The sequence below is a fragment of the Ruegeria sp. BHSA118 genome (assembly GCF_059613405.1).
Genome location: NZ_JBXWSM010000049.1, coordinates 1 through 11,790 on the forward strand (window position 1 = coordinate 1; position 11,790 = coordinate 11,790).

Consider the following 11,790-nt stretch of genomic DNA (forward strand, 5'->3'; position numbering starts at 1 on the left):
GTGCTGATGGCGCTCATAACGAGTTTCGGGTTTCCGCATTCCTGACCAGTTTTCAAATTGCGGCTGAGGCACCCCTACCTGTCCTGGAAATACGGTTTCCGCATGAATTGACCGAAGAAAAAAGCTCGCAGATTTCCGAAACTTTGTCGATTGATGTCAAGCATAGTCAACGCGTTCCAGGTATCCTGTTCGACAAGGCAGTGATGGGCATTCCGATCAAAGATACGGACCCCGCATTGCTGTTGCACCTTGAAACGCATGTGCAGAACTTGATGAAGGACTTGCCCCCAGCCATCGGTGAAACAAGCTCTTTGGTGCAGGGCGAGATAACGTCGCGACTGTCTTTTAGTGCGCCGACACAAGATGAAATTGCAAATACGCTTGGGACGAGTGTCAGCACACTTGGGCGCAAGCTTGCGAAAGAAGGCACGACCTATAAACAACTGTTAAAAGACACCCGACATAGATTGGCAGAGCAGTATCTTGATGATCCCAAGCTCAGTCTTTCAGAGATTGCATTTGCACTCGGGTATTCTGATCAGGCTGCGTTTTCCAATGCCTACAAGATTTGGACGGGCAAATCGCCGGGCAGTGTTCGAAATGTTTAGCGGACGCTTGTCGACCGAAATACCGCCTCAAGCGTCCGCTGATAAAGTGCCGCGCGTTTACGACCAGGCGTCAGTGCATGAATCACAATTATCTTCATTAACCGAAGGCTGTGATGCCAAGCCGGAGCTGCGGCCGGATCCTTTGATGGCTTGTTGGGATTTGGATTTGGATTCACCATGAGTATGTATTTGCGAAACCGTTAAGCGAACATCATGGGCCTGTGCGCGGATGCCATGGCCATTACGCGGGCCAGCCATCGACATTCCAGCACTCAGAATAAGGGCGAATGCGGTGACGGATGTGATCAGTGTCTTTTTCATTTTCCTGGTTCCTTTCGGTTGAGCGTGCTTGATACGCTGTGTGTGAAACCAATCTGGCAAGCTGCGGCACTGATTTATTGCGTTAGCACGTCATAGTTTTGAGAAAACACATCAAGCTAGCGCAGGTACTCTTTTCGATTCAGGTTAGAAGCAAAACGTTTTAGAACCGGGCACGTCCATTGAGACCGTTCACACTGTTGGGTCACTTGTGACATCGCAGGCTTAGCGCACCATGTGTTTGACCACTGTACCAGCATCAATGTCCAAAACGTTTCTAAGGTTTGTTCGATCAAAGCTGAACTCAGGCACGTCGACGTAATGCAGGTCAATAGTGATGTCACATTCTGTTCCTTTGTTCCCATTTGCCCAAAGGTCCGAGCATTCTTTAGACACTATTGAAGGTACCCCGGAGCTTCCTGCAGTCGACGTCGTACCCTGCAATTGCGTTTGTGAAGCCTGGGGTTTTACGTCAATCATGTTGCCCCTCCCGTCAGAGTGGAATGCTTGCGAAACCATTGTACGAACATCCTGTGTATGCCCCCGTTGGTCGTGGCCGCGCAGCGGGCCAGCCATGGACATTCCGGCACTCAGAACAATGGCGAATGCGGTGACAGATGTAATCAGTGTCTTTTTCATTTTCCTGGTCCCTTTCGGTTGAGCGTGCTTGATACGCTGTGTGTGAAACCAATCTGGCAATCCGCGGCCCGGATTTATTGCGCTGTCTCGTCAAGGTTTTGAGAAAAGACATCAAGCTCAGGCCTGAACCCCATTTCGCTTTAGTACTGAAGCTCGAAGCCGATGTTCCAGCCAAAGCTGTAGTCATCCGAACTGCTTCCCAATCCGGTTTCACTGGTGATCTCGGCATAGAGTTGCGAGTAGTCGGAGAGGAGGACATTGCCGCCTAAAGTCAGGGCGGCGGTGTTCTGACCTCGCTCGGTGAATACAGTATTTTGCCCAAACACCACCGAGGTCGCGTTGTCGAAGGTATGGTAGAAATCGATTTGACCATACAGCATCGAATTGTTCGTAGTAACACGTTCAGCACGCAGCCCGAGCCGGGCCGTCAGCGTATTGCCATCCACCAAAGTTCCGACCCGACCACCCTCGATCCGATCAGGGACATCGTCCATGTCTATATCGCTGTACATAACCTGGACTTGCGGAATGAGTGCCCAGTCATTTGCCAATGTGAAAGGCTTGCCCACTTCAACGGCTATCTCATACCCACTGCCGTTGGCATCCACGGCGGCCCCGCCGTTGGGGCGTATCTGGCCGTCGATATACCCGTAGCGAAGTTGCCCGTCGAAATAGATCAGACTGTCTGCCACCCATAGTGCGCTAAGGGTGGCATCGTAAGCGTCAGCCGAGATATTGGCGCTGGCCCAGTTGGTCCCGACGTTCGAGGACAGGCTACCGATGCCAAACTCCAGGCCGCCAAACACCTGTCCGCCTGCGACCTCACCCAAAAGCAAATTCGCGCCATATTGGAGACTGCCGCTGTTCGTCGTCATCTCGCCCTCACCGACATCATAGCTGTCGTGTTTCCCATCGATCTCAACCCAGAACGTTGGTCCTGAGGTTGCAGTCAACTCAGTAATCGCATGCTTGGCGGTGACGGCTTTGGAGACATAGCTTTGCGCAGCAGTGCGGACATTCTGAAGAAACCCACTGAGGCTGTCACGAGACGGCCCGGCCATGGACATTCCCGCACTTGCGACAAGAGCGAACGCTGTAGCGGATGCAACCATCACCTTTTTCATCTTGTGATACCTTTCTGCCAAACGTGTTTGTTGCGCGGTGTGCAATCAATCTGGCAATACGCGGGTCAATTTTATTGCGCTGGCAGGTCAAGGTTTTGAGGAAAGGCATCAGGTTAACGCCGGTTCGCCGCGCCTCACTCGACCGGCTGCCTCACCATGTCAGCATTCTGGAGATGAACGGAGAAAGCTATGGATCTGTTGCAAAGTTTCTTACTGACCGAAGAGTTGACACCGAACCCGCGGCTCATGCCGCCAGTTCCGCAAACTGACGAAACGGACAGATTCCGGGCGTGAGCTGACCTTTGCGGATCATGTACGCTACTTCGATTCCGTCCAGTGCAGCCGCCGCTGAATCAAAAGCTTTGAACCCTAACATCGGTCGAGTGCGTCTCTTGATGAAGCGATGGTCCTGTTCCACGATGTTATTCAGATACTTCCGCCTGACCATCTCGATTGGGATCGGACAACCAAAGCCTTTCAGCATCTTGTTTATGGCTTTGATGCCAGCCGTGTTAGCTCCGCTTTTGTCGATGACAATCTTCCTCGGAAGCCCGTTGACCTCCAGCATCCTGGCGAAGAACTTTGTCGCAGCCGGTTTGTTTCGTCGCGGGGAAAGCATGAAATCAAGCGTCTTGCCGTGCTTGTCGACAGCTCGATAGAGATAAACCCACGCTCCTTTCACCTTGATGTAAGTCTCGTCCATTCTCCAAGAACGGTCGCACGGTCCCTTTCGCCTGCGCGCAACATCGGCAATTGCACTAGCGTATTTTGTCACCCAACGGTTCAGCGTCGTGTGATCTACCGCAACGCCTCGCTCGTACATGATTTCTTCCAGATCCCGGTATGACACGCCGTATCGAAGGTAGAAGAACACAGCAAAGAGGATCACATCCTTGGGATATTGTGCGCCTTTAAAGGAGATCATGAGCTGACTTTCGACTAGTTGGGACCGAAAGCCATCCACACACTACACCCATGCACGTCAACAGCCAAAACTTTGCAACAGATCCTTCTAACCTCTCACGCATCACCCACATCGTCACAAAACAGTTCATACAATACAGCTATGACTGCTGATACTCGTTGATCGGCGATCCTGTAGTAAATGTTCTTCCCATCGCGTCTTGCATCGATCAACCCAGAAAGGCGCAGACGGCACAGTTGCTGCGAGGCTGCAGCCTGGCGCATGGAGAACATGTCCTGAATTTCTCCAACAGATTTCTCCGGTGAGAAGCAAGCACAATATCTGCAGACGACCATCATGCGCCATGGCCTTCAGAAAGTCGGTTGCTTCAAGGGCGTTTTCGCTGAGGTCTGCCTTCAAGTGGCGCTCCAAAACAGTGCTAAATCTTGATATCACAATGTCTGTTAACAGTCCCTTCGCCGCGCGGATAGAGTAGCAATCTATTTACATGCCTGCGTATTGGTTGGCCACTGCTGGCTATTGGACCTTTCAGTATTTCCGCTCATACTCAGAGCATCTGAGCATCAGAAAGAGATATTCCCGATGATTAAACTGATCATGTGTTTGCGCCGCCGTTCGGACATTAGCCGAGAAGAGTTTCAGGATTATTGGCTGAACAAGCACGGGCCATTTTTTCAAAAGAACGCGACGGTAATGCGCTCTAAGCGGTACGTACAAAGCCATACAATTGACAGCCCACTGAATGGTGCGATGAGAGAGTCCAGAAACATGCAACCGGAATTTGACGGTTTGGCTGAGGTCTGGTTCTCTTCTGAAGAAGATCTGATGGAGGCGATGGGCACCTCTGAAATGCAAGAACTAAGCGTAGAATTGCTGCAAGACGAGTCCAATTTTGTCGACCACACAAAGTCATGCGCATTTATTGTCCAAGAGCGGGAATTCTAGATCAGTTGAATAAAGTCGTTCAGCCCACAAGTCGCGTTCGCCAATTTCCCCAGCGACGCAATGCTCACTTCATCCCGCAGACCGATCAGGACAATCCGGATCTTTTCTTCAGAAGAGAAGTGTTTGCGTGTTTGGCGCTAAACGCCCCTGACTAACTTGCCAACGGTACATTTCGATGTTCCGGATTTCCTGTTAATCCAAGCCCAAAACCTGTCCGGCGAGCGCTGATGTCAGACACCCAGAGCAACAATACGACGAGATCGAAATGAGCAATCTTGGTTTCACTTACCGGCGCGCCAAGACTGGCGACGTAGTTGTCGATCATCACGGTCGGCATGCAACGATTCTTCGGGGCGACAAGGCGGAATGGTTTCTGCAAGATATGAATGGTCTGGATTTCGAGAGCCAACAGCAGGAAATGGCTCGCGTCACCGGCAACTACAAACGGGGAAATGAACGCAAGGCGCGCAACCATCCCCGCAACCGATAAGCTTTGGGAAAGATACAGAGCCGGCGCCGCGCCGCTGTATTTGGCGCTCCTCAGGTGATCGCATTAACCGTCACGCGTCTAACAAGTGAGGTCATGGACTTTGCCGTTTTTCAGGCGCTCGAATTGGATCAACCCGCCGAGGGCAAGTTCATGCAAAACACGTTGCTCGTGCTTTGAGATAGCTGCCGTTCGACCCTGGTCACCGTCGCCGCGACGCGGCCCGTTAGAGGAGACCTCCGCCGAGAGCGCAAAATCGGGGGCCGGTTGAACTCACGGTCAGCGCGGACAAAGCGATCTTTCGCCGGACAAGTGCCAAGGTCTGCTTCCGGATTTTTTGGGAATATCAAACGTTTCTTCCTTGGCTGAATAAGGTGCCAATTGCGGCTTCAAAAAAACACAAATGTCGGCGATCTTGCTTATGCCAGCGTCTATTAAAGTGTTCTGTGAAATACCTACTTGCCACGCCACAACAACCAATACGTGACGCCAAACGCCAGACCGAGTCCAGAATACCCAACGAAATAAAGCGGCTCCAGGTCCGTCGTGTCGAGTGTGATGACCTTTCTGGCAACGGCCATCAGGGCAGTTGCAACTACTAGCTTCACATGTATGACATCGGCCGTCAGGTAGAGCGTGACATTCGTGTAAATCTCGATGGCGATCAGCACGACAAGCGCGGCCGCAAATACCTCCAACAGATCACTGACGTCAAGAATCAAGACCGGCGGACTTACAAGCTTGATATAGAACGAGTAACCGGCGTCGATGACGGCAAATGCGATCACAACGACCATGAACAAAGACATCACCCGAACGGCGTGTCGAATGAGACGATTGCAGCTTCTGACAATCAGATCTTCATGGTCTGGGTCAAGCTCGACATGCGCTTGCGCATTGCGTTGCATCTGATCGGCCATCAAGACCTCCCTATTTTCGACATTTCATGAGCTCTGCTTCAGCCAAACGTCAGCGCCCTCCGGGCAAGACGACCTGAGCCTGCAAACGCAAGCGAACGCCCTCGGCACCCACCTCGGGCGCTTCCAGCCAGTAGCCCGCCCCCGCTTGCAGATTGACCGGCAGCGCCCCCCATTGGGCTAGCTTGGAGACCGAAGCGTTAATAGGCACAGCCCAGGCTTCAGTTTCCCAGTCATAGGTGCTTTCGCTTTGCAGCGAATAGGTCCACGCGCCTTCGGTGGAATAAGCAACAAAAGGCTGGAGAAAACTCACATTCGTGGGGGTGTCGGGGTTGCTTTCTAGATCCCACAGATGATTGGCCAGTGCACCATAGGTCCACGGCCCCGTCTGCCGCAAGGCAATCCCGGTGATCCCAGCGGCCCATGTATCACTCGATACGTCGCTAAAGGTTGGAAAACGCACAACGGGACCCACACCCCACGTTATGTCCCCGGTTCCGATTGGCGAGAACCACGCGGAGAACAGGATATCTCCGAACCCCTCCTGGCGCGTGCCCGGCACAACGTCTTCCTGCCAGATGTAAGGAATGATAGTTCGGGTGATCAGGTTAAGGTCATCGTTCAGTTGAAAGGGCACGACTGGTTGAAAGTTCAGCGTGGTGCGCGAGCCCTGATCAGAGACGCCCAGATTTTCATCGTAGTTCAATTGAAACGGAACCGAGACGATTGCCGCAAGCGGGTTGGCCAGTTCCTGGGCCAGATCGGATGCCTCGTCTGCAACGGTTGCGGTTCCGGCATTGGCTGCAATAAGCAGCCCCATAAGAGTATGGGATCGACGCATAGCCGTGTACTCCTTTTGAGATGGGGTTTGGGCGAGCGGTCTAGTTGATCTGCTCAAGCTTCGGGAAGGTCCAAGTGCCGTTCAGGATTGCATCCTCGGGCTCATAGAGGCGGATCGCGTAATTCCAGCTCGGAGTAATCGGCAGACAGTTCACGCGGCCATCGTCGCACCCGCCGAAATGCAAGGTGACCGAGCCGTCTTCTACGGCTTCGGCTGTGTAGCCGTTGTAGCTGTTTACGCCCAGATCATTGGCTTCCAGAAAACCGTCACCGTTATAGACGGTCACCGACCAGAACGCCCGAACCGGCACATCCTTGACCGTTACCGCATGTGGTGTTTCGCCGTCATTCTGATCGACCGCGTTCAACATGTAGATCGCGGCCTCAGGCGGAAGACCGCCCCAACCCGAGAACGCCCCGACCAGAAACTGAACCGGATCAATCTCGTCCTTTGTTCTGCCAAAGGCCCGGGCTGTATCGGTGCCCAGCAGGGATAAGTCGTTTATCGCCTGACGCGCAGTGGCAAGTTGTTCGGTGTTCCAGTTGGGCGCATCAAACGGGCCCGTTCCACCGCCGCTGACAACAATCCCATCCTGTGCCACCTGTGCGGCGGCAATGTCATCCGGGTCTGTCACATCGACAAATGTGCGAAACGCGATGAAACCAAAGCGCGTACCAAGGTCTTCCTGTGTGATTTGATACGTGCCGGGCTCTGCCTCGGCATACATGAAGTGGTCCTGATTGATGACATGCATCGAGATATAACGGCCATCCGCTTCGGGCAATGTCACTTCGACGGGTTTGCTCAAATCCAGCAAGATGCCGGAGTAGAGCGTGTCCTGATTCATGCGGATAACCGGCTGGTTGTCCGGTGTGGTGGCTTCGCGCATATGCCCTAACTCGCCAACAGCGAGGCCGAGATTGGCTATGTTGGTGCGAAACATGTGATCTGTCTCGGCGCGCACAAGGGTGTCGACGGTCACATCGACCATGTCTTCGGCCCAAACGCCTGTCGGGAGTGTAAGCGCGACTGTCAGAAGAAGCTTTTTCATCGTAGGCATCCTGTTGTTCAGTTTGCGGGTTCTACTGTGGGGAAGACCCAGCTTCCGTCGATGACCTCTGGGCCCGGCTGATAGAGGCGCACGGCATAGTTCCAGCCATCCATGATCGGGAGACAGTTCACGCGTCCGTCGTCGCAACCGCCGAAATGCACGGTCACACTGCCATCGTCATTCTTGGTGCCTGAGACCGAATTGACCACATACGAGTCGAGGGAATTGAGTTCAAAAAACCCGTCTGCATTGTAGAGGCTCACGGACCAGAACGCGTTCACTGGCACATCCGCTGGGACCTGGATTTTGTATTCTCCAAGCGACAGGCCGGGCTCGATATTGAGATAAAAGGCCTCGTCTTCGGGCAGTCCGCCAAAGCCGACGGCGGTGCCAAGGAAATGGCGCAATGGGTCTACATGATCTGCCGTACCAAAAGTCCGGACGCTGTCTGTGGCGAACCTGCCCAGCTCAATTGCGGCTTGGCGCAGCGCCTCAAAGCTCTCCGCGTCGTAACTGGGCATCTCGAAGGGCGTCGCGGAGGCGGCATCAATGGTGAACCCATCTTGAATTGCATTGACTACCGCGACATCCTCAGGGCTCTCGGCATCCACAAGTATTCTCATGAAAACAAGTACGTAGGGGGTATGAAAGGTGTCCATGTCAAGCTGGAACACACCGCCACCGTCGAACACTTCATTGATGAAATGATCCTGATTGACCACCATCGTCGTCATGTATCGGTCGCCCACATCGGGCAGAGTCAAGCTTGCGCCTTTGCTGATATCAATTACCGCAACGCTGTAGAGTGTGTCGCGATTCATCCGAATGGTGGGCTGATTGTCGATGGGGGTGGGTTCTTTGAAGTGAAAGAACTGATTTACGCCTCCGGCCAGACCATTGTACGTCTTCAGTTCGTTGTCTGTAGCAGCCCGAACAAAGTTGTTAATGGTAATGGGCACTTCGTATGTCTCAGCAAGTGCATCGACCGTGGTATCAAAGCTCTGAGCGGTCGCTGTGCTTCCAATCAGGAAAGCTAAAGCAGCAAGTTTCCAGCGTTTGTGCGTGAGATTCATAGTTTGCCCGCTCCACTAGCCAATTACAGAAATGCATTGTTTGATGGTCCCGGCACCTGATCAAAAGCTCACTCTCACGCCTCTCATTTTGTTGTTTTTGAAATGCTACAATTGGAGCCGTGGCCATCTCTCTCCAACAAACCACAAAGTTCGAATGTATGCCCTGACAGATTGGAGCGGCCGCCTCCGAAAACTGGTCAAAAATGACAGGTAGCGATAGCGCTTCGGCCAACAACTAGAAACTCTCTTTGCATATTGACCCAGCGGCGTGCCTATTATTCATGCGGTGATGTCAGTCTGTTAGAGCGCACTCTCTGCGGGTAGCGTGGTTCATTTCGATTGAGCCCCTACCAGCGGGCACCTGACTTTTTTACCTCAAAAAGTGACTTCTGCTTTGACGCAGGTCAGGGACACTGAGCCGCGCTGGTCTATGCTTGACGTGCCTGACCTTTCAATTGCGGGGTCTTAAGGAGCTATGATGACAGGGCAGGACGCACATGCTCAACACAGAACACCGCCGCTTACACGCGGGCGGGTTATCGTGCCGCTTTTGCTTGCGTTTCAAGAATCCGGTCAATCTGTAGAAAGTCTCCTTGCGGAATTCGATCTATCCTTCTCGAAGTTGAACGCTCCGAGTTGTTTCATTCCGCACGACACTGTCTATGCCGTGTTTGAAGCCGTCGCACAAAAGACATCCCCAGACTTTCCAGCACTTGTTGGTCAAACTTCAGATCCGACCGTTGCATCCCCATTCGGACAGGCCTTTCGCGTAGCAAAGTCGTTGGCCGATTTCATTGCCAGGTTTTGCGTTCATGCGGGAAACAACACAAATGCGGTCACCATGACACTCGATGTCTCTGGAGAATTCGCCGTGCTGTCCGCCAAACGCAGGTTCACGCCATGCTGTTCGCCCGCCTATATGGATGCGTTTCAGATCAGCCGATGGGCTACGTTGCTCCATGAAACCGCAGGTCAGCGTTGGGAAGCAAATAAGGTTCTTGTGCGTGTGAACCGTCCTGATCTGCTCCCGTCTTACTTCTACGGCATCCGGGCGGTAGGTGCGGGCTCAGACGGGTATTCAATCCGCTTCCCAAGTGCTTGGCTTTTATTTGAACTGGTTAACCGAACCTCCACCGAGTACGTATCGACCACTCAGGACGAAAAAAACCCAGTGCCCACAGATTTGTTGAGTTCGATCCAAAGCGTTGCCAACTCAATGGTCGGGCGCACGGACTTGTCGGCTACGGCGCTCGCCAAGGCATGCGGTTTTCGAGGCGCGGTTCTCAACCGACGGCTTGCTGCCTATGGGACATCACTGTCGCGCATCGTCATCGAAGCCAAATGTGACCAGGCGAAGCACCTGCTTTCCAAGTCTGAATTGTCGGTCGGCGATATTGCTGATCAGTTGGGGTACTCTGACGCGACGGCCATGACACGGGCCTTCAAGAAATGGACGGGTCAGACACCGTCGGAGTTTCGCGCCCGTGAAATGAATGGCGTTGAGGCATCTGTTCCGATACTCGACCCGGTCGAATGCGATTGTGAAACGTAACAGGAATACGACGCGGCTCACCTTTTTGCCGCGCTTCAATCTTGGGATCAAAAAAGGGGAGCAGATCATGGACTTCACACAGGTAAGGAGTATCGTGTGTAGCTTTCTAGTTGCGCCGACTACGCTGCTCTACGGGTCTCCAGCAGTGGCTCAGGACTCTGGCTGGAGCTTTTACGGCAGCTTCTACATCTATGGCGCAGATACCGAGACAACCATTGGCCCCTTAGAGTCGGAACTGAGCTTCAGCGACGCACTTGATAATCTAGACCTCGCCTTTATGGGCACGGTTGAGGCGCGACACGGTCGATGGTCACTGATCGCAGACTACATGCGCACAGACCTGTCGTTTGAAGGCGACACCCCTGGCCCGGTGTTCAGCGGCGCAGAAACGAGCCTGAAGACACAGTTCTTCAGCGGGTATGCGGCTTACACGGTCTATCAGGACCAAGCTCTGGTTGTCGATCTCGGTGGCGGGTTTCGTTGGTTTGATACCAGCAGCACAATCACTCTGGTCGGCGGCCCCACCCCGGCACCAAGTTCAAGAACCAGCGACGATTGGGTAGATCCCCTAATTGCAGCCCGTATCCGGTATCAGATCAATGACCGCTGGTCAGCAATTGCCTTGGCTGACTACGGCGGATTTCGCTCAAATCGCGAAACGGCGCAATTTGTAGCTACGGTGGGGTATGCCATCACTCCAAAGTGGAATTTGCGCGCAGGTTATCGCTACATCCTGGTCGACAAAGGTGAAGGTGATAGCAAGTTCAAGCTCTCACAATCCGGACCCGTGTTGGGTGTGACATACAGCTTCTGAGCAAAGGCATTATGCGAAAGGCGGCCATGCCGAACACAAACAGGTCTGAAGTTTCGAAATTGCACCAAGGCGCGAGCACCGGTGCCGTCATGCTTGGGACAGACAATTGCAGTTGGATGCGAACAGTCGGACAAAGGCAATTGAGGAAAGGAACGACGAGGCGACTGATTACCAGGGCTTTGCCTGCGGCAACCGTGTGTTCGTTCTGTGTCCTGGCTGGCTGCGGGCCAAATATCTATGACGAAATTGAACTGATGCCTTCACCAACGGTCTATGCCGAGGCTGCTTTTGACCCTTACAAGGGCATCACGGCAGACAACTTTGTGCAGCGTTCGCAGCTATTCTACGCCACAGATCGGCTGCCCGCGGTTCCCGGTGACCCACAAGCCTATTAGAACAATGAGCGCGGTCACATTCTGCGCACCGGCGTTGCCGATGTGCAAAGCAACCCCCCACTGGCAACGTTGGAAAAGCTTCGCCACGTTACCATGACGCG

16 protein-coding genes are annotated in these 11,790 nt (G+C 53.3%); 5 read left to right on the forward strand and 11 right to left on the reverse strand.

From position 1 onward, the window contains the following. On the forward strand, window positions 1–608 hold a 608-nt coding region (locus AC2FNN_RS14770; RefSeq protein WP_496759290.1), incomplete at its 5' end, for a helix-turn-helix domain-containing protein. A 57-nt stretch (window positions 609–665) separates the two neighbouring features. Here the strand turns inward: AC2FNN_RS14770 and AC2FNN_RS14775 are convergent. The 5 genes from AC2FNN_RS14775 to AC2FNN_RS14795 all read right to left on the reverse strand — a co-directional run bounded on the left by AC2FNN_RS14775 (window position 666) and on the right by AC2FNN_RS14795 (window position 3,952). Next, window positions 666–929 (reverse strand): hypothetical protein, encoded by a 264-nt coding sequence (locus AC2FNN_RS14775; RefSeq protein ID WP_496759291.1) that lies wholly within the window; start codon window positions 927–929, stop codon window positions 666–668. A 222-nt stretch (window positions 930–1,151) separates the two neighbouring features. Beyond that, window positions 1,152–1,565, reverse strand: a complete 414-nt coding sequence (locus AC2FNN_RS14780; RefSeq protein WP_496759292.1) for a hypothetical protein — start codon at window positions 1,563–1,565, stop codon at window positions 1,152–1,154. Between the two features lie 140 nt (window positions 1,566–1,705). Continuing rightward, a complete protein-coding gene (locus AC2FNN_RS14785) occupies window positions 1,706–2,677 on the reverse strand; it encodes an autotransporter outer membrane beta-barrel domain-containing protein (protein WP_496759293.1) in 972 nt (323 codons plus the stop codon). Window positions 2,678–2,933: 256 nt separating this feature from the next. Continuing rightward, window positions 2,934–3,614 carry an IS6 family transposase gene (locus AC2FNN_RS14790; protein ID WP_496759294.1) on the reverse strand — a complete coding sequence of 227 codons (681 nt, stop codon included), beginning with the start codon at window positions 3,612–3,614 and terminating at the stop codon, window positions 2,934–2,936. Between the two features lie 95 nt (window positions 3,615–3,709). Beyond that, entirely contained in the window at window positions 3,710–3,952 is a 243-nt protein-coding gene (locus tag AC2FNN_RS14795) for an ArsR/SmtB family transcription factor (protein WP_496759295.1), read from the reverse strand. Window positions 3,953–4,196: 244 nt separating this feature from the next. Here AC2FNN_RS14795 and AC2FNN_RS14800 point away from each other — a divergent pair, with 244 nt between their 5' ends. Beyond that, a complete protein-coding gene (locus AC2FNN_RS14800) occupies window positions 4,197–4,559 on the forward strand; it encodes an EthD domain-containing protein (protein ID WP_480667349.1) in 363 nt (120 codons plus the stop codon). Between the two features lie 151 nt (window positions 4,560–4,710). Here the strand turns inward: AC2FNN_RS14800 and AC2FNN_RS14805 are convergent, their stop codons facing one another. The 6 genes from AC2FNN_RS14805 to AC2FNN_RS14830 form a co-directional block, all read right to left on the reverse strand. Next, complete coding sequence (locus tag AC2FNN_RS14805; protein ID WP_496759296.1) at window positions 4,711–5,034, reverse strand: hypothetical protein; 324 nt, start codon at window positions 5,032–5,034, stop codon at window positions 4,711–4,713. 93 nt (window positions 5,035–5,127) lie between these two features. Then, window positions 5,128–5,229, reverse strand: coding sequence for a YjhX family toxin (locus tag AC2FNN_RS14810; protein ID WP_496759317.1), 102 nt, complete (start codon window positions 5,227–5,229; stop codon window positions 5,128–5,130). 272 nt (window positions 5,230–5,501) lie between these two features. Then, the gene (locus AC2FNN_RS14815; protein ID WP_496759297.1) at window positions 5,502–5,966 is read right to left on the reverse strand and encodes a phosphate-starvation-inducible PsiE family protein; all 465 of its coding nucleotides are present in this window, start codon (window positions 5,964–5,966) and stop codon (window positions 5,502–5,504) included. A gap of 49 nt (window positions 5,967–6,015) precedes the next feature. Beyond that, on the reverse strand, window positions 6,016–6,804 hold the full coding sequence (locus tag AC2FNN_RS14820; protein WP_496759298.1) for a transporter: 789 nt from the start codon (window positions 6,802–6,804) through the stop codon (window positions 6,016–6,018). A gap of 40 nt (window positions 6,805–6,844) precedes the next feature. Then, on the reverse strand, window positions 6,845–7,855 hold the full coding sequence (locus AC2FNN_RS14825; RefSeq protein ID WP_496759299.1) for a DUF1254 domain-containing protein: 1,011 nt from the start codon (window positions 7,853–7,855) through the stop codon (window positions 6,845–6,847). 17 nt (window positions 7,856–7,872) lie between these two features. After that, complete coding sequence (locus AC2FNN_RS14830) at window positions 7,873–8,928, reverse strand: DUF1214 domain-containing protein (protein WP_496759300.1); 1,056 nt, start codon at window positions 8,926–8,928, stop codon at window positions 7,873–7,875. 478 nt (window positions 8,929–9,406) lie between these two features. Here AC2FNN_RS14830 and AC2FNN_RS14835 point away from each other — a divergent pair, with 478 nt between their 5' ends. The 3 genes from AC2FNN_RS14835 to AC2FNN_RS14845 all read left to right on the forward strand — a co-directional run bounded on the left by AC2FNN_RS14835 (window position 9,407) and on the right by AC2FNN_RS14845 (window position 11,689). After that, window positions 9,407–10,480, forward strand: a complete 1,074-nt coding sequence (locus tag AC2FNN_RS14835; protein WP_496759301.1) for an AraC family transcriptional regulator — start codon at window positions 9,407–9,409, stop codon at window positions 10,478–10,480. Further along, a complete protein-coding gene (locus tag AC2FNN_RS14840; RefSeq protein WP_496759302.1) occupies window positions 10,470–11,294 on the forward strand; it encodes a porin family protein in 825 nt (274 codons plus the stop codon). The genes AC2FNN_RS14835 and AC2FNN_RS14840 overlap by 11 nt, the downstream gene beginning before the upstream one ends. A 254-nt stretch (window positions 11,295–11,548) precedes the next feature. Continuing rightward, window positions 11,549–11,689, forward strand: a complete 141-nt coding sequence (locus tag AC2FNN_RS14845; protein ID WP_496759303.1) for a hypothetical protein — start codon at window positions 11,549–11,551, stop codon at window positions 11,687–11,689. The last annotated feature ends 101 nt before the right edge of the window (window positions 11,690–11,790 follow it).